General features: G+C 42.6%; 16 protein-coding genes. All 16 read left to right on the top strand.

Annotated features, from left to right (window positions below; all coding sequences use genetic code 11):
• Window positions 1-195 precede the first annotated feature (195 nt).
• The 16 genes from FB379_RS07890 to cysC all read left to right on the top strand — a co-directional run bounded on the left by FB379_RS07890 (window position 196) and on the right by cysC (window position 17003).
• Window positions 196-486: a TraR/DksA C4-type zinc finger protein gene (locus FB379_RS07890; protein ID WP_063388477.1), complete on the top strand. Its 291-nt coding sequence runs from the start codon at window positions 196-198 to the stop codon at window positions 484-486.
• A 109-nt stretch (window positions 487-595) separates the two neighbouring features.
• A complete protein-coding gene (gene lspA, locus FB379_RS07885) occupies window positions 596-1057 on the top strand; it encodes a signal peptidase II (RefSeq protein ID WP_094246084.1) in 462 nt (153 codons plus the stop codon).
• Window positions 1058-1060: 3 nt separating this feature from the next.
• Entirely contained in the window at window positions 1061-1975 is a 915-nt protein-coding gene (locus FB379_RS07880; RefSeq protein ID WP_144597714.1) for an RluA family pseudouridine synthase, read from the top strand.
• A gap of 163 nt (window positions 1976-2138) precedes the next feature.
• The gene (pyrR, locus tag FB379_RS07875) at window positions 2139-2684 is read left to right on the top strand and encodes a bifunctional pyr operon transcriptional regulator/uracil phosphoribosyltransferase PyrR (protein WP_063388474.1); all 546 of its coding nucleotides are present in this window, start codon (window positions 2139-2141) and stop codon (window positions 2682-2684) included.
• A 143-nt stretch (window positions 2685-2827) separates the two neighbouring features.
• Window positions 2828-4123: a solute carrier family 23 protein gene (locus tag FB379_RS07870; RefSeq protein ID WP_063388473.1), complete on the top strand. Its 1296-nt coding sequence runs from the start codon at window positions 2828-2830 to the stop codon at window positions 4121-4123.
• Between the two features lie 154 nt (window positions 4124-4277).
• On the top strand, window positions 4278-5192 hold the full coding sequence (locus FB379_RS07865; protein ID WP_144597713.1) for an aspartate carbamoyltransferase catalytic subunit: 915 nt from the start codon (window positions 4278-4280) through the stop codon (window positions 5190-5192).
• A complete protein-coding gene (locus tag FB379_RS07860; protein WP_063388472.1) occupies window positions 5176-6453 on the top strand; it encodes a dihydroorotase in 1278 nt (425 codons plus the stop codon). Before FB379_RS07865 ends, FB379_RS07860 begins: the two co-directional genes overlap by 17 nt.
• Before the next feature lies 1 nt (window position 6454).
• Entirely contained in the window at window positions 6455-7546 is a 1092-nt protein-coding gene (locus tag FB379_RS07855) for a carbamoyl phosphate synthase small subunit (RefSeq protein WP_063388471.1), read from the top strand.
• Window positions 7539-10727 carry a carbamoyl-phosphate synthase large subunit gene (gene carB / locus FB379_RS07850; protein ID WP_144597712.1) on the top strand — a complete coding sequence of 1063 codons (3189 nt, stop codon included), beginning with the start codon at window positions 7539-7541 and terminating at the stop codon, window positions 10725-10727. Before FB379_RS07855 ends, carB begins: the two co-directional genes overlap by 8 nt.
• A gap of 13 nt (window positions 10728-10740) precedes the next feature.
• Window positions 10741-11517: a dihydroorotate dehydrogenase electron transfer subunit gene (locus tag FB379_RS07845; protein ID WP_144597711.1), complete on the top strand. Its 777-nt coding sequence runs from the start codon at window positions 10741-10743 to the stop codon at window positions 11515-11517.
• On the top strand, window positions 11511-12446 hold the full coding sequence (locus tag FB379_RS07840) for a dihydroorotate dehydrogenase (RefSeq protein WP_130158122.1): 936 nt from the start codon (window positions 11511-11513) through the stop codon (window positions 12444-12446). Before FB379_RS07845 ends, FB379_RS07840 begins: the two co-directional genes overlap by 7 nt.
• On the top strand, window positions 12415-13131 hold the full coding sequence (gene pyrF, locus FB379_RS07835) for an orotidine-5'-phosphate decarboxylase (protein WP_063388467.1): 717 nt from the start codon (window positions 12415-12417) through the stop codon (window positions 13129-13131). The genes FB379_RS07840 and pyrF overlap by 32 nt, the downstream gene beginning before the upstream one ends.
• Window positions 13128-13763 (top strand): orotate phosphoribosyltransferase, encoded by a 636-nt coding sequence (pyrE, locus tag FB379_RS07830; RefSeq protein ID WP_063388466.1) that lies wholly within the window; start codon window positions 13128-13130, stop codon window positions 13761-13763. Before pyrF ends, pyrE begins: the two co-directional genes overlap by 4 nt.
• 277 nt (window positions 13764-14040) lie before the next feature.
• On the top strand, window positions 14041-14760 hold the full coding sequence (locus tag FB379_RS07825) for a phosphoadenylyl-sulfate reductase (protein WP_063388465.1): 720 nt from the start codon (window positions 14041-14043) through the stop codon (window positions 14758-14760).
• A gap of 491 nt (window positions 14761-15251) precedes the next feature.
• A complete protein-coding gene (sat, locus tag FB379_RS07820; protein WP_094246079.1) occupies window positions 15252-16394 on the top strand; it encodes a sulfate adenylyltransferase in 1143 nt (380 codons plus the stop codon).
• Between the two features lie 12 nt (window positions 16395-16406).
• The gene (gene cysC, locus FB379_RS07815; protein WP_066246569.1) at window positions 16407-17003 is read left to right on the top strand and encodes an adenylyl-sulfate kinase; all 597 of its coding nucleotides are present in this window, start codon (window positions 16407-16409) and stop codon (window positions 17001-17003) included.
• Window positions 17004-17025 lie beyond the last annotated feature (22 nt).

Here is a 17025-nt window from a genome sequence, read left to right as displayed (position 1 = left end):
TTGGAAAAAGTTTGCTCGGATGCTTTTTCAAAAATGAATACTTTTCTCAAAATTGAAAGAAGAATTCAGCTTTTTAGCTTTTAAAGTGTGAATCATTTCCAAGCCGCTATTTGCGTGTGTGGAAAAACTTGAATGTGATAGGAGGCAGTGCGGCGGTTACAATATAAATACAAAACAGACGAGGGGGTTTTAATAATGAATCCGCTCGATCAAATCAAAGACGAATTAACGTTAATGAAGGACGAACTCAATGCGCGGCTCGCCAAAAGTCAATTGGATGACCCGATTTTTATCCGGGATGTAAAAAATGAGCTCAACGATGTTGAGCTTGCATTGGAAAAAATGGAATATGGACTTTATGGCATATGTGAAGAAACATTGCAAAAATTGCCGCTCGAACAATTGGCACAAATTCCGACAGCCAGAACGATTCATGATTTTCTCAATATGAAATCATATTTAAAAAAAACACTAGAATATCATTAAGAAGTGAAGTGAACAAGCTTCACTTTTTTGCTTGTTCCCCTTCTTTACTGTTTGTCAAAAAATGTGCTAAAATTTGATGGAAACTTGCCAGTGAGTGGAGGAACGCAGTGTGCTTAAATATTTGATTGCATTATTTGTCATCGCTCTCGACCAATGGACAAAATGGCTGATCGTAAAAAATATGGAAATTGGCGAAAGCATTGAAATTATCAACGGATTTTTATACATAACGTCTCACCGCAATAAAGGAGCCGCTTGGGGAATATTGCAAAACCAGATGGTGTTCTTTTATGTGATTACCATTATTGTTGTCGTAGCGATTATTTATTATATGCAAAAATATGCGAAACAAAATGCAATGCTGGGGGTTGCTCTCAGCTTAATGCTCGGCGGAGCGATTGGGAATTTTATTGACCGCCTTTTCCGCAAAGAGGTGGTGGACTTTATCCATACATATATTTTCGGTTATAATTTTCCAATTTTTAATATTGCCGATTCATCTTTAACAATCGGTGTTATTTTACTTTTCATATATTTTCTGTTTTTTGAAGAAAAGAAGCAAAAGGAGTAGAAAATGGAGCAATTTACTTTTATTGTGACGGAAAAAGAGGAACATGAACGAATAGATAAATTTTTGGCCAATAAAGATGAGAATTGGTCAAGAACGTCGGTCCAAAATTGGATCAAGGACGGGGTTGTTTCAGTAAATGAAAAATCGGTGAAGGCCAATTACAAGTGCCAAATTGGTGATGTCATCACTGTATCTGTTCCAGAACCGGAAGAGCTGGATGTCAAGCCTGAGCCGATGGAGCTTGATATATACTATGAGGATGAAGATGTCATCGTTGTCAATAAACCGCGTGGGATGGTCGTTCATCCAGCGCCGGGACACACTTCAGGAACGCTTGTGAACGGTCTTTTATATCATTGTAAAGATTTGTCCGGAATTAACGGAGTCCTTCGCCCGGGAATTGTTCACCGGATTGATAAAGATACTTCAGGTTTATTAATGGTTGCCAAAAATGATTACGCTCATGAATCATTAGCAAATCAATTAATGGAAAAGAGGGTTGAAAGGAGATATAAGGCGATTGTACACGGGGTAATTCCGCACGATCATGCCACAATTGATGCTCCGATCGGCAGGGATCCAAAGGATCGGCAAAAAATGACGGTAACAAAAACAAACAGTAAAGAAGCTGTCACCCATTTTCATGTGCTGGAACGATTTTCGGATTATACATATATTGAATGTCGGCTGGAAACTGGGAGAACGCATCAAATCCGCGTGCATATGAAATATATCGGTTTTCCGCTAGCCGGCGATCCAAAATATGGACCGAAAAAAACACTTCCGATTCATGGACAGGCTCTTCATGCAGGCGTACTTGGTTTTGAGCATCCAAGAACAAAAGAGTTTTTGAAGTTTGAAGCATCGCTCCCGGAAGAATTCGAAAAGATTTTGCAAATGTTAAGAAATGATCGTTGACATTTACGAGCTGCTCTGTCATAATACGTTTAGACAATACAGCATCCTTTAACTGCAGTCCCGTGAGGCTGAGAAGGAATCGTATGGCAATAGGTGAGCTATGCACAAAACCTCTCATCCTCAGGATGAGAGGTTTTTTTAACCGAAATTTGAGGTGATGAGCATGCCGGAAAAAGCGGTTGTTTTAGATGAGCAGGCGATCAGAAGGGCGCTAACTAGAATAGCCCACGAAATTATCGAACACAATAAAGGTATAGATAATTGTGTTTTGGTCGGAATCAAGACAAGGGGAATTTATCTAGCCAAACGTCTTGCAAAAAGAATAGAGGACATTGAAGGAAAAGAGATACCTGTCGGCAACCTTGACATTACTTTTTACCGGGATGATTTAACACAAAAAACAGAAAGCGGTGAACCGCTCGTTAAAGGTTCAGATATCCCGATCGATATTAACAATCGAAAAGTCATTTTAGTAGACGATGTCCTTTACACGGGAAGAACGGTACGGGCAGCGATGGATGCCATTGTTGACTACGGCAGGCCAGCGCAAATCCAGCTAGCTGTACTTGTTGACCGCGGCCATCGCGAACTGCCGATCCGAGCGGATTATGTCGGGAAAAACATACCTACTTCAAAATCAGAAAAAATTGTTGTACAGCTTTTGGAAGTAGATGAAAAAGAAAAAGTATCCATTTATGAAAATGAATAGATGTCCCTTTTAATAGCAGTCCCGTGAGGCTGCAAAGGGGTCCGAAAGGTGTATACGCTATTTGTATGCACTTTGGCAAAACCTCTTTGTGCCTCATCGGCCAAAGAGGTTTTTTTGTGCAAATTCCATAAGGAGGAAAAAACATGAAAAGAAATATTATACTAGATGTTCATGATAAACCTGATTTTATCACATGGCTCGCCTTAAGCTTCCAACATTTATTTGCCATGTTTGGAGCAACGATTCTCGTACCGTTTTTAGTCAAAATTGATCCTTCTGTTGCTTTGATTTCCAGCGGTCTCGGCACACTCGCATTTATTTTGATAACAAAAGGAAAAGTGCCGGCATATGTCGGCTCCTCCTTTGCTTTCATCACACCGTTAATTGCGGCTAAAGCTGCCGGCGGTGTAGGAGCGGCGATGATCGGCAGCTTTTTGGCAGGCCTAGTTTACGGGGTTGTCGCGCTTATCATCAAACAGACAGGATATAAATGGATTATGAAATTACTTCCAACTGTTGTCGTCGGTCCAGTAATTATGGTAATCGGACTTGGCCTTGCATCAACAGCTGTGAGTATGGCCATGAACGATCCTAAAGGACATTACAGCTTGCTTCACTTTTCAGCAGGCCTTGTTACGCTTCTGATCACCATTATAACAATGGCATTTTTTAAAGGATTTTTTAACCTAATCCCTGTATTAATCGGAATTTTCGGCGGATATGTATACTCGCTTATAATCGGTATTGTCGACTTTCAAAAAGTGGCGGAAGCCAAATGGTTTCAGCTCCCGAACTTTATCATTCCATTTGTTGATTATACACCTCACATTACATCTGAAATCATTCTGCTGATGGTTCCAGTCGCAGTGGTGACATTATCCGAGCATATCGGTCACCAAATGCTGTTAAGCCAAGTAATCGGAAAAGATTTAATCAAAGACCCTGGACTTGCCCGTTCCATTCTCGGCGACGGAGCGGCAACCATGATTGCATCTTTTATCGGTGGACCGCCGAACACGACATATGGCGAAAATATCGGCGTATTGGCGATTACAAGGATTTACAGCGTTTATGTCATTGCCGGTGCAGCTTTATTTGCAATCTTGTTTGGCTTTATTGGAAAAATATCCGCCTTGATCAGTTCGATTCCAACTCCAGTAATGGGAGGCGTTTCAATACTGCTCTTCGGGATCATCGCATCTTCAGGATTAAGAATGATGATTGAGCATAAAGTTGATCTGAACGAAAAAAGAAACTTAATCATCACCTCCGTCATTTTAGTAATAGGAATTGGCGAAGCGATGATTAAGTTCGGGGAAAGCTTTGAGTTACACGGAATGGCATTAGCTGCAATCATTGGCGTCATTTTAAACTTTGTGCTCCCAGGTAAAAAAGAAGAACATATTTTTGACACAAATGAAGAAGATTCAGTAGCGTAGCAATCACCTTTTAAAAAAGTCCAGAGAGGCTTTCAAGGGTGTGTGGGACAAATCATGCTTCGTCATTTGCTTACACCCTGTCATGCCTTGGCAGGGTGTTTTTTTAAAATTCAAACGTCAATCGCTTTTATTTAAAGGAAAGGGGAAGAAAGCGATGAAACATTTAGTGACAATGAGCACGCTGTCAACTGAAGAGATTATTGCCATTTTGGATGAAGCGGAACGCTTTAAAAAGGGAAAACGATGGAAAGTCGGAGAACAAACATTTATCGCCAACTTGTTTTTTGAGCCGAGTACGAGGACGAGGTTTAGTTTTGAAGCTGCTGAAAAAAAACTTGGACTTGACATTTTAAATGTGGATGGAGCTTCTTCAAGCATTCAAAAAGGAGAATCGTTGTACGATACTGTAAAAACTTTAGAATCGATCGGTGTCGAGGCGGTCGTCATCCGACATCCCGAGGACCGGTATTTTGACGAGCTTATCGGCCGTGTCCAAGTATCCATATTAAATGCTGGCGATGGGTGCGGACACCATCCAACGCAATGTTTGCTCGATTTGATGACAATTCGTGAAGAGTTTGGGCGTTTTAACGGATTGACGGTTTCCATCATCGGTGACATTCGCCACAGCCGTGTAGCAAGATCTGATGCAGAAGTGCTGACAAGGCTCGGGGCAACCGTATTGTTCTCTGGACCTGAAAAATTTCGGGACGACACCAATCCATACGGTACATACGTATCGATCAATGAAGCAATCGAAATGTCAGATGTTGTGATGCTCTTAAGAATCCAGCATGAACGCCACAGCGAAAAATGGACAGCTGATCAATATTTGGAGCAGTACGGATTGACAAAGGAACGGGAAAAAATGATGAAGGACCATGCGATTATTATGCACCCTGCACCGGTCAACAGAGGAGTTGAAATCGACGGAGATTTAGTAGAGTGCAGCCGGTCGCGAATTTTTAAACAGATGGAAAACGGTGTATTTGTCCGCATGGCAGTTATAAAACATGCGATTGAAAGTAAAGCACAAGGGGGAGAGAAGAAATATGTCCATTCTATTTAAAAATGCGCAATTGTTAACAGAGGAAGGCGAATTGACAAAGCGGGATGTTCTTGTGGAAAACGGAATAGTCAAACAAATATCGGAAGAGATAGCTGATGGAGCGGGAGACGTGATCGATTGCAACGGAAAGCTTCTTTCCCATGGATTTATCGATCTTCACGTTCATCTGCGTGAACCGGGTGGAGAAGCGAAAGAGACGATTGCCACCGGCACGCTGGCTGCAGCGAAGGGCGGCTTTACAACCGTTGCCTCCATGCCTAATACGAAGCCGCCTATTGATACAAAAGAAAAAATGATCAATTTACAAAAGCGAATTAAAGAAACAGCAAAGGTTCGCGTTCTTCCTTATGCAGCGATCACACTTGGGCAAAGCGGAAGCGAATTAACGGATTTTGATGCATTAAAAGAGGAAGGTGCTTTTGCCTTTACGGACGATGGCGTAGGTGTCCAGTCGGCCGGCATGATGTTTCAGGCAATGAAAAAAGCGGCGGAGAAAGGATATTCAATTGTCGCGCATTGTGAAGACAATACCCTTATCAACGGCGGATCCTTCCATGATGGAGTTTTTGCAAAAAATCACGGTATATCCGGCATTCCATCTGTATGTGAATCCGTTCAAATTGCAAGAGATGTTCTGTTGGCAGAAGCTAGCGGCTGCCATTACCACGTGTGCCATATTAGTTCAAAAGAATCCGTCAGAGCCGTCAGAGACGCCAAAAAAGCAGGCATCCGCGTGACATGCGAAGTAACCCCGCATCATCTTCTTTTATGTGATGAAGATATTCCGGAGCTTAATCCGAACTTTAAAATGAATCCGCCGCTTAGAGGCAGAGAAGACAAGAAAGCATTAATCGAAGGGCTGTTGGATGGAACAATCGATTTTATTGCTACGGATCATGCGCCTCATACGATGGAGGAGAAATCTTTAGAGGTCGATAAGGCGCCGTTTGGGATTGTCGGGTTGGAAACTGCCTTTCCTCTTTTGTACACATATTTTGTCGAACGGGGCATTTTTACATTGAAACAGCTTGTTGATTGGTTGACGGTAAAGCCTGCTAGAGCTTTTAACTTGGATATGGGGGAATTAAAAGAAGGCATTTCTGCAGATTTGACGCTCATTGATTTACAGGAAGAAAAAAGGATAGATGCCTCAACATTTGCATCAAAAGGAAAAAATACGCCGTTTAACGGCTGGCTTGCAAAAGGCTGGCCTGTTTTAACAATGGTGGACGGCAAAATCGTTTGGAAAAGGGGAGAGTAATATGAAACGGCAATTAGTGCTTGAAAACGGCGATGTTTTCATCGGCGATGGCTTTGGAAGCGATCGTGACATCATCGGAGAGGTTGTGTTCACAACCGGAATGACAGGCTATCAAGAAACACTTTCAGATCCTTCATATTGCGGGCAAATCGTAACGTTTACTTATCCATTGATCGGCAATTACGGCATCAACCGCGACGATTTTGAGACGATCCGCCCGTTCGTGAACGGGATGATTGTGAAGGAAGCCTGTGAAGCTCCCTCCAACTGGAGAAGTTTATATTCAATCAATGATTTTCTCATAGAAAACGATATTCCTGGCATCAGTGGAATCGATACAAGAAGGCTGACTAGAATTATCCGCAACTACGGAACGTTAAAAGGTGCAATCTGTTCAGCTGAGGCGGATCCAAAGCAAGTGGCTGAGAAATTAAGAGAAACGGAGCTGCCGCGCAATCAGGTGGAAATTGTATCGACGAAAAGACCATATCAAAGTCCAGGAAGAGGAAAAAGAGTGGTTGTTGTAGATTTTGGCATGAAGCATGGAATCTTAAGAGAATTAAACAGCCGAAATTGCGACTCGATCGTCGTTCCATATGATACATCTGCGGAGGAAATATTGCGATTGAAGCCTGACGGCGTTTTGCTCACAAACGGACCTGGAGATCCGCAAAACGTTCCAGAAGCAATTGAAATGCTGCGCGATCTTATCGGGAAAACCCCTATCTTTGGAATATGTTTAGGGCATCAGCTGCTCGCTTTAGCATGCGGTGCGAAAACAGAAAAATTAAAATTCGGCCACCGCGGCTCAAACCATCCAGTGAAGGATTTAAAAACTGGGAAAGTGTATATGACTTCCCAAAATCACGGCTATGCTGTAAGCATCGAATCCATTAGGAATACAGAGCTTGAAGTAACACATGTTGCACTGAACGACGGAACAGTTGAAGGATTGAGACATCGCGTGCATCCTGCTTTCGCTGTTCAATACCATCCGGAAGCATCACCGGGACCTGAGGATGCCAATCCATTGTTTAATCAATTTATCGAGCTGATGGAAAAGACTGCTCAAAGGGGGAATCTCAATGCCTAAGCGGAAAGATATTCAGAAAATTTTAGTTATTGGATCAGGACCGATTATTATCGGACAAGCGGCGGAGTTTGACTATTCGGGAACACAGGCGTGCTTAGCATTGAAGGAGGAAGGATATGAGGTTGTTCTTGTCAACTCGAACCCAGCGACAATTATGACGGATACGGAAATTGCCGACAAAGTGTATATGGAGCCGCTCACGCCGAGCTTTGTCGCCAAAATCATCCGCAAGGAAAGGCCGGATGCGATCCTGCCGACTCTCGGCGGACAGACTGGACTAAACTTGGCGGTCGAGCTTCATAAAATGGGTGTTTTAGAAGAGTGCGGCGTTGAAATTTTAGGAACTAAGCTTTCAGCCATTCAAAAAGCTGAAGACCGTGAACTGTTCCGCGAGCTTATGAAGGAGCTGAATGAACCGGTGCCGGAAAGCGCCATAATTCATGAGCTTGAAGAAGCGTTTCATTTTGTGGAGCAAGTCGGCTATCCGGTGATCGTTCGGCCTGCATATACACTTGGCGGGACCGGAGGCGGCATTTGTCACGATGAGGAAGAACTGATTGAAATTGTCACAAACGGTCTAAAGCTCAGCCCTGTTCATCAATGTCTGCTCGAAAAAAGCATTGCCGGCTACAAAGAAATCGAATATGAAGTGATGCGGGACTCAAAAGATAATAAAATCGTTGTCTGCAACATGGAAAATATTGACCCCGTCGGCATTCATACAGGCGATTCGATCGTTGTGGCGCCCAGCCAAACGATTTCAGACAGAGAATACCAGCTGCTCAGAAACGTGTCATTAAAAATTATCGGAGCTCTTGGCATCGAAGGCGGATGCAATGTTCAGCTTGCTCTTGATCCGGATAGTTTTCAATATTACGTTATCGAAGTGAACCCGCGGGTTAGCCGCTCATCCGCCCTTGCATCAAAAGCGACAGGATATCCGATTGCGAAACTCGCAGCGAAAATTGCCGTCGGTTTAACGTTAGATGAAATCATCAATCCAGTGACAGGGAAAACATTTGCTTGCTTTGAACCGGCGCTTGATTATGTTGTCACGAAAATACCGCGATGGCCGTTTGATAAATTTGAATCAGCCAACCGTGTGCTTGGCACTCAAATGAAAGCAACCGGTGAAGTCATGGCGATCGGCCGCACGTTTGAAGAATCGTTGTTAAAAGCTGTTCGTTCTCTCGAAGCAAGCGTCTACCATTTAACATTGAAAGAAAACGATGTCTCAGATGAAATGATTGAAAAGCGGATCAAGAAAGCAGGGGATGAACGAATCTTTTACATCGGCGAAGCGCTGAGAAGGGGTTTTTCCGTTGAGCAAATTCATCAATGGAGCAAAATCGACCGCTTTTTCTTGAATAAGATAAACAACATTATCGAATATGAACGAGAACTGAAAAAATCTCCATTTGATGTAAACGTGTTGAGAAAAGCAAAGCAGCTCGGATTTTCTGATCACTTTATCGCTTCGTTATGGAATACAGATGAATCGGAAGTTTATGAGTTTCGGAAAAAACAAGGAATTGTTCCAGTTTACAAAATGGTTGATACGTGTGCAAGCGAGTTTGAATCCGAGACGCCTTACTTTTACGGCACATATGAAGAAGAAAATGAATCGATTGTGACTGAACGAAAAAGTGTTGTCGTGTTAGGTTCAGGGCCGATTCGAATCGGGCAGGGTATTGAGTTCGATTATGCAACAGTTCACTCTGTTTGGGCGATTCGCGAAGCAGGATATGAAGCAATCATTATCAATAACAATCCAGAAACGGTGTCAACGGATTTCAGCATTTCCGACAAGCTGTATTTTGAACCGCTGACGATCGAAGATGTCATGCATATTATCGACTTGGAGAAGCCGATTGGCGTTGTCGTCCAATTCGGCGGGCAAACGGCAATCAATTTGGCAGGCAAGCTGGCAAAACGAGGTGTCAAAATATTAGGAACAAGCCTGGAAAATTTAGATCGGGCGGAAGACCGCGACAAGTTCGAACAAGTGCTTGAAGCTTTGGAAATACCACAGCCTGTAGGGAAAACAGCTCTATCCGTCGCTGAAGCGGTGGAAATTGCGGAAGAAATCGGCTATCCGGTGCTTGTCCGTCCTTCCTATGTGCTTGGCGGCCGGGCGATGGAAATTGTCTACCATAAAGAAGAATTGCTCCATTATATGGAACATGCAGTAAAAATTAATCCGGAACATCCCGTTTTAATTGATCAATATTTAACCGGAATAGAAGTGGAAGTTGATGCGATTTCAGACGGTAAACATGTGCTCATTCCGGGCATTATGGAGCATATTGAGCGGGCAGGCGTGCACTCAGGGGACTCGATAGCGGTTTACCCGCCGCAAACGTTATCTGATCAGTTGAAAACAGAACTTGTTGATTATACGATTCGTTTGGCAAAAGGGCTGAATATTGTCGGACTGCTAAACATTCAATTTGTAATTGCTGACGGGCGGGTATACGTATTGGAAGTGAACCCAAGATCAAGCAGAACAGTTCCGTTTTTAAGTAAAATTACCGGAATTCCGATGGCTAAGATTGCGACAAAGGTGATACTCGGTGCTAGCTTGCCGGAACTCGGTGTGAAAACAGGGCTTGCAAAAGAGGCGAAAGGTGTATTTGTGAAGGTGCCGGTATTTTCATTTGCGAAGTTGCGCCGTGTCGACATTACGCTTGGACCAGAAATGAAATCAACTGGGGAAGTAATCGGAAAGGATGCCACCTTTGAAAAGGCTCTTTATAAAGGCTTTGTTGCAGCCGGTACGAATATTTACGAGCACGGATCAGTGCTGCTTACGATTGCTGATAAGGACAAAAACGAGGCTTTAGAAATTGCGGGCAGATTTCGCAATATCGGCTATCAGCTGCTGGCGACGGAAGGAACCGCAAAGTTTCTAGAAGAGAACGGCATAAAAGCAAAAGTTGTCAGCAAAATCGGATCACGTGGCGACAACATTTTGGATGTGATACGCAATGGAAAAGCGCAATTTGTCATCAACACGCTGACGAAAGGAAAGCAGCCTGAGCGCGACGGCTTCAGAATCAGAAGGGAATCGGTTGAAAACGGTGTGCCGTGCCTCACTTCTTTAGACACTGCAAGGGCAATTTTACGCGTGCTTGAATCGATGGCTTTTACGGTTGAAAATCTCTCCGAACATAATAGGTAAAGAAGGTGATCCTATGATCAAAGCTTGGATGGAAATCATCAGCAACAGGCCAATTGCGAAAAACATTTATAAAATGGAATTAAAAGGAGAGCTCGTTCAACGCATTACTTGTCCGGGACAATTTGTTCAAATAAAAGTGGATGACAGTTTTGATCTGTTATTAAGAAGACCGATCAGCATTGCCGAATACAATGCCGAAAAAAACACGATGACATTAATTTATCGGGCAGAAGGCGCCGGAACGAAAAGATTGTCCAGAAAAAAAGCAAGTGAGCTTGTCGATGTTTTCGGACCGCTCGGAAACGGTTTTCCGGTTGAAGAAACGAAGGAAAAAGCATTGCTTGTCGGTGGCGGCATTGGCGTTCCCCCTCTTTATGAATTGTCGAAGCAGCTTGTTCAAAATGGAGTGGAAGTTGTCCATGTATTAGGATTTTCAACAAAAGCGGCGGTGTTTTACGAACAAGAGTTTAAGGAGCTGGGCGAAACGTTTGTGGCGACAGTTGACGGCACATTCGGCGCAAAAGGAACCGTTATGGATATCATCAATGAACAACGCTTCACATTTGAAACGCTCTATACATGCGGACCAACTCCGATGTTAAAAGCGATAGAAGAAGCATTTCCGCATAAAAAAGTGTTTTTGTCCCTGGAAGAAAGAATGGGCTGCGGAATCGGCGCTTGCTTTGCCTGTGTCCGCCGTACGAAAACCGATGCAAATGATTCGGGCTATAAGAAAATCTGTACCGACGGGCCTGTTTTTCGAATCGGGGAGGTGATGTTGGAATGTTAGCTGTTAAGCTTCCTGGTCTTGAGTTAAAAAATCCGATCATGCCCGCATCAGGATGCTTCGGCTTTGGCCGCGAATTTGCTAAGCTGTACGATTTATCCAAGCTTGGAGCGATCATGATCAAAGCAACAACGCTTGAGCCTAGATTCGGAAATCCAACACCAAGGGTGGCGGAAACGCCGTCGGGAATGCTCAATGCCATCGGGTTGCAAAATCCCGGATTAAAAAAAGTGATGGAGGAAGAGCTTCCTTGGCTTTCTCAATTTGATGTTCCGATCATTGCGAACATTGCCGGCTCGACTGTTGAAGAATATGTGGAAGTGGCAAAAGAAATCAGTAAAGCGCCTAACGTAAAAGCACTTGAACTAAACATTTCTTGTCCGAATGTTAAACAAGGGGGGATCATGTTCGGAACAGTTCCTGAAGTAGCCGGACATTTAACAGAAGCTGTGAAAAACGTTTCTTCAGTACCGGTTTATGTCAAGCTTTCTCCAAATGTAACTGACATTGTCGCCATGGCAAAAGCGGTGGAAAAAGCGGGAGCAGACGGAATTACGATGATCAACACGCTCCTCGGCATGCGGATCGATGTGAAAACAGGCCGGTCGATTATTGCTAATGGAACAGGCGGGCTTTCTGGACCTGCTGTCAAGCCGATTGCCGTTCGTATGATCTATCAGGTTTCCCAAAGTGTAGAAATCCCGGTCATTGGCATGGGAGGAATTATGAATGTCGATGATTGCATAGAATTTTTGCAGGCAGGAGCAAAGGCAGTCGCAATTGGTACAGCGAATTTTGTCAATCCTTACGTCTGTGTTGAACTTATTGATGCGTTGCCGAATCGGCTGAAAGAATTAGGCTTTGATCATGTGAATGAATGTGTCGGAAGGAGCTGGAAAGATGAAAAATCGTCCTCTAATTCTTGCCCTTGATTTTGATACGAGAGAAAAAGCATTGCAGTTTGTGCAAATATTTGAGGAGCCTTTATTTGTTAAAGTGGGGATGGAACTTTTTTATCAAGAAGGCCCTTCTATCATCGAAGAATTACAGCGAAGCGGTCATCAAATATTTCTTGATTTGAAGCTGCATGATATACCAAATACCGTGAAACAAACGATGAAAGGACTTGCCAAGCTCGGAGTCGATTTGATCACTATTCACGCTGCGGGAGGTAGAGACATGATGGAAGCAGCGATAGAAGGGCTGGAGGCGGGAGCTCAGAGCGGAAATAAGCGTCCAGATGTTGTCGCTGTCACCCAGCTGACAAGCACTTCCAGCGAGATGCTAAAAAATGAACTTCTCATTGAAAAGCCGTTGCTTGAGACGGTTTTACATTATGCGGAAAATGCAAAAAAAAGCGGGATGAGCGGTGTTGTTTGTTCTGTCCATGAAGTAAGCGAAATAAGAAAAACGTGCGGTCCATCTTTTCTGACTGTTACGCCTGGAATTCGTTTAGCAAAAGATAGAGCACAGGATCAAGTCCGCATTGCGACGCCAAAATTTGCAAAGGAACAAGGCGCATCAGCCATTGTTGTCGGCAGGACAATTACAAAAGCAGAGGATCCTGTTGCAGCCTACAATGAGGTAAAAAAAGAATGGGAGGGTAAGGTGGAATGAAAAAGGAAATCGCCAAACATTTGCTAGAAATTGAAGCAGTTACTCTCAGACCAAATGAACCGTTTACGTGGGCAAGCGGAATAAAATCGCCCATTTATTGCGACAATCGTTTGACTCTATCGTATCCGAAGCTCCGCAAAATCATTTATAAAGGACTAGCTCAACTAATCAGTGAGCATTTTTCCGATGCTGAATTAATTGCTGGAACTGCAACAGCCGGTATTCCCCATGCGGCATTAGTTGCTGAAGAGCTGGGATTGCCTATGTGTTATGTGCGCAGCACACCGAAAAAGCATGGGAAGGGAAACCAAATAGAAGGAAAAGTGAGGGAAGGACAAAAAGCTGTTGTAATCGAAGACTTGATTTCAACAGGGGCAAGCTCCTTAAAAGCTGTTGAAGCACTAAGAAATGCTGGCTGTCAAGTACTAGGTGTCGCCGCAATTTTTACCTACGGTCTTCCTCAAGGAAAGCAAAACTTTGCCAATGCTGGCATTCCGGCGATCGCATTAAGTGATTATGACACTTTAATCCAAGTGGCTTTGGAAGTGCAAATGATTTCAAAAGAGGATCTCGACCGCTTGTCATTATGGCGAAAAAATCCTGAAAACGACAGTTGGCTCGAAAAAGTTTAACCGCCTTTTCATATAATATTTAATTCCAATCAAAAAACTCGGGTTGACTTTTAGGAAAATTATGATAAAATTTGATAGCATATAGCACGTTCTTGAAAGGAACACTGTGAATCTTCTAACCTAATTTTTAAGTACAAAATGTCATTTGTACAAATGAAAGAAAAGAAGGATTATATAAAAAGCTGTCTCAATAAACCGCTGACTAGACGACTAGAGGCGGTTTTCAATCCTTTTATTGAACGCGCTCTATTCCTTTTCTAATAAGGGGGAAAGGCGAATGCTTACGTACGAAACCTGGGCGGAACCTGATCTCGTGTTTGATGAGACATCGGACACAAAAGGTGCCCTAGAGGTGTTGGAATGGGCATATTCAACATATAAAGATGATATTGTGTATTCGTGCAGCTTTGGAATTGAAGGGATTGTACTCATTGATTTAATATCGAAGGTCAATCCGACCGCACGGATTGTCTTTTTGGACACAGGGCTGCATTTTAAAGAAACCTATGATTGCATAGAAAAAGTAAAAAATCGATATCCAGATTTAAATATAGAATTAAAAAAACCAGAGATCACATTAGAAGAGCAAAAAGAGCAATATGGAGATAAGCTTTGGGAGAAAGATCCGAATCTTTGCTGTCACATCCGGAAAGTGGTTCCATTAAGGGAGACGCTTGAACCAGTAAAAGCATGGATTTCAGGATTAAGAAGAGAACAATCGCCGACAAGAAAACATGTAAACTATATTAATAAAGATGAGAAATTCCAAAAGGTGAAAATTTGCCCTCTCATCCACTGGACCTGGAAGGAAGTTTGGCGATATGTTTATAAACATGATTTGCCTTATATCGTCTTACATGATCAAGGTTATCCTTCCATTGGCTGCCAGCCTTGTACTCAGCCAGCCATTAACATGGATGATCTGCGTTCTGGAAGATGGGTCGGCCATCAAAAGCTTGAATGCGGATTACATGAGAGTACAAGTGTGACAAAATAATGGAAGCCTATAACCATTAGAGGAAGCGGTGCGGCGGCAGCGGGTGCTGCCTGTCGTACAGGAGCGGTAAAAACATATCGCTTTTTCCTCCATTCGGACTGCTGGAAATGTTCTCTGTTCAATGGTCGGTGGAGGTGAAGGTGCCTAAACCGTCTGCTTCGGCTTCATCGATAATTGATTCAATCATTTTATCTTTGGTGTTTGTTCAATCAAAATATGAATATCACTTACAAGTGAAGTGACAGTTTGATCTACAGCAGGCCTTTTTCCGCAGATAATGCTTTATAAAAACTCGTCATAAAAAAATAAAGTTTTGAAGACTCGTTTCATGAAATGATTCCAATTGTTCAAGCTTTTTTTACTCGTTTTTGATGATGGCGTATCGCAACGATTTAGATTTATTTAGCGGCTAAGGCTAAAAATTTTTTCAATAAAAGCCTAGTAAATAAATATGAATATAGGAATATATGGCGTAGCAAGGAGGAGATCAAATGGGGATTGCACCGCACGGAGGAACATTAATCAATCGCTATAATCCAGAATACAATTATTCTCATATTCAAGAAGCAATTGAATTGGATAATATCGGGCTCTCTGACTTAGAGTTAATCGGTATTGGAGCATTTAGTCCATTAACGGGTTTTTTAACTAAAAAAGATTATGATAGTGTTGTCGAAAACATGCGTCTTGCCAATGGTATAGTTTGGAGCATTCCAATTACACTTCCTGTTGAAGAAGAACAAGCTGATCGCATCGACATTGGAGATGAAGTTAAGCTGACATTTAACGGAGAAGTATACGGTGTGATCAAAGTGGAAGATAAATATAAGCCGGATAAACAAAAAGAAGCGGAATATGTTTATCGGACAAAAGATGAAGAGCACCCAGGAGTTGCTAAATTGTATGAGCGTCCACCTGTCTATCTTGGCGGGGATGTCGTGTTAGTAAAGAAAACGGAAAAGCCGTTTCCAAACGAAACATTTGAACCAGCGGAATCTCGAGCCGCTTTTGAACGTTTCGGCTGGAATACAGTCGTAGGGTTTCAAACGAGAAATCCTGTTCACCGGGCGCATGAATACATTCAAAAAACAGCTCTTGAAACCGTAGACGGATTATTTCTGCAGCCGCTTGTCGGCGAAACAAAAAAGGATGATATTCCTGCGGATATTCGCATGGAAAGCTATCGAGTTCTGTTGGAAAATTACTATCCAAAAGATCGTGTTCTGTTAGGAATTTTTCCAGCCGCCATGCGCTATGCCGGACCAAGGGAAGCGATATTCCATGCTATCGTTCGAAAAAATTATGGGTGTACGCATTTCATCGTTGGAAGAGACCATGCAGGGGTTGGAAATTATTATGGAACATATGATGCGCAGAAAATCTTTTTCAACTTTACAAAAGAGGAATTAGACATTACGCCGCTGTTTTTTGAACACAGCTTTTATTGTAAAAAATGCGACGGCATGGCTTCCCATAAAACATGCCCACATTCTGATGACGACCGTGTCATTTTATCAGGCACAAAAGTAAGGGAAAAACTTCGAAACGGTGAGCCGCTGCCAAACACTTTCAGCCGTCCGGAAGTTGTGGAAGTGCTTGTAAAAGGTCTGCGCCAAGAAGCATTGCAAAAATGAGGTGGAATTAACGTGACAAGCAAAAATATTGTATGGCATCATCATTCCGTCACAAAAGAAGAGCGGAGGAAAAAGTCGGGGCATCACAGCTTTGTTCTATGGTTTACCGGATTGTCCGGTTCCGGCAAATCAACGTTAGCCAATGCATTAAACCAAAAGCTGTTCAATGAAAATATTTCGTCTTACGTACTAGATGGAGACAACGTTCGCCATGGGTTGAACAAAGATTTAGGATTTTCGGAATTGGACCGAAAAGAAAACATTCGGCGCATTGGAGAAGTTGCAAAATTATTTGTAGACAGCGGTCAAGTTGTTTTGACAGCCTTTATTTCTCCATATAAAGAAGATCGGGAGTTAGTAAGAAATTTGCTCGAGCATGATGAGTTCATTGAAATATATGTTAAATGCTCATTATCAGAATGTGAAAAACGAGATCCGAAAGGGCTGTACAAAAAAGCGAGAAACGGTGAAATAAAACATTTTACAGGTATCGACGATCCATATGAAGAGCCTGAAAATCCTGAAATCATTGTTCATTCTGAGGAATGGTCAGTAGAAGAAAGTGTTGAACATATTTTTCAATATTTAAAAAATCGAAAGTTCCTATAATTTTAAACATTGGGGGAGTTGC

This window comes from Aeribacillus composti (genome assembly GCF_007827555.1).
In the GTDB taxonomy this organism is placed as follows: Bacteria; Bacillota; Bacilli; order Bacillales; family Aeribacillaceae; genus Aeribacillus; species Aeribacillus composti.
The sequence above is the reverse complement of the archived record's forward strand: the minus strand, read 5'-3'. Positions and strand labels throughout refer to the sequence as shown.

Coding starts and splice junctions, on each gene's coding strand:
- FB379_RS07890 (WP_063388477.1), top strand. CDS start 196: ATGAATCCGCTCGATCAAATCAAAGACGAATTAACGTTAATGAAGGAC.
- FB379_RS07880 (WP_144597714.1), top strand. CDS start 1,061: ATGGAGCAATTTACTTTTATTGTGACGGAAAAAGAGGAACATGAACGA.
- pyrR (WP_063388474.1), top strand. CDS start 2,139: ATGCCGGAAAAAGCGGTTGTTTTAGATGAGCAGGCGATCAGAAGGGCG.
- FB379_RS07870 (WP_063388473.1), top strand. CDS start 2,828: ATGAAAAGAAATATTATACTAGATGTTCATGATAAACCTGATTTTATC.
- FB379_RS07865 (WP_144597713.1), top strand. CDS start 4,278: ATGAAACATTTAGTGACAATGAGCACGCTGTCAACTGAAGAGATTATT.
- FB379_RS07860 (WP_063388472.1), top strand. CDS start 5,176: ATGTCCATTCTATTTAAAAATGCGCAATTGTTAACAGAGGAAGGCGAA.
- FB379_RS07855 (WP_063388471.1), top strand. CDS start 6,455: ATGAAACGGCAATTAGTGCTTGAAAACGGCGATGTTTTCATCGGCGAT.
- carB (WP_144597712.1), top strand. CDS start 7,539: ATGCCTAAGCGGAAAGATATTCAGAAAATTTTAGTTATTGGATCAGGA.
- FB379_RS07845 (WP_144597711.1), top strand. CDS start 10,741: ATGATCAAAGCTTGGATGGAAATCATCAGCAACAGGCCAATTGCGAAA.
- FB379_RS07840 (WP_130158122.1), top strand. CDS start 11,511: ATGTTAGCTGTTAAGCTTCCTGGTCTTGAGTTAAAAAATCCGATCATG.
- pyrF (WP_063388467.1), top strand. CDS start 12,415: ATGAAAAATCGTCCTCTAATTCTTGCCCTTGATTTTGATACGAGAGAA.
- pyrE (WP_063388466.1), top strand. CDS start 13,128: ATGAAAAAGGAAATCGCCAAACATTTGCTAGAAATTGAAGCAGTTACT.
- FB379_RS07825 (WP_063388465.1), top strand. CDS start 14,041: ATGCTTACGTACGAAACCTGGGCGGAACCTGATCTCGTGTTTGATGAG.
- sat (WP_094246079.1), top strand. CDS start 15,252: ATGGGGATTGCACCGCACGGAGGAACATTAATCAATCGCTATAATCCA.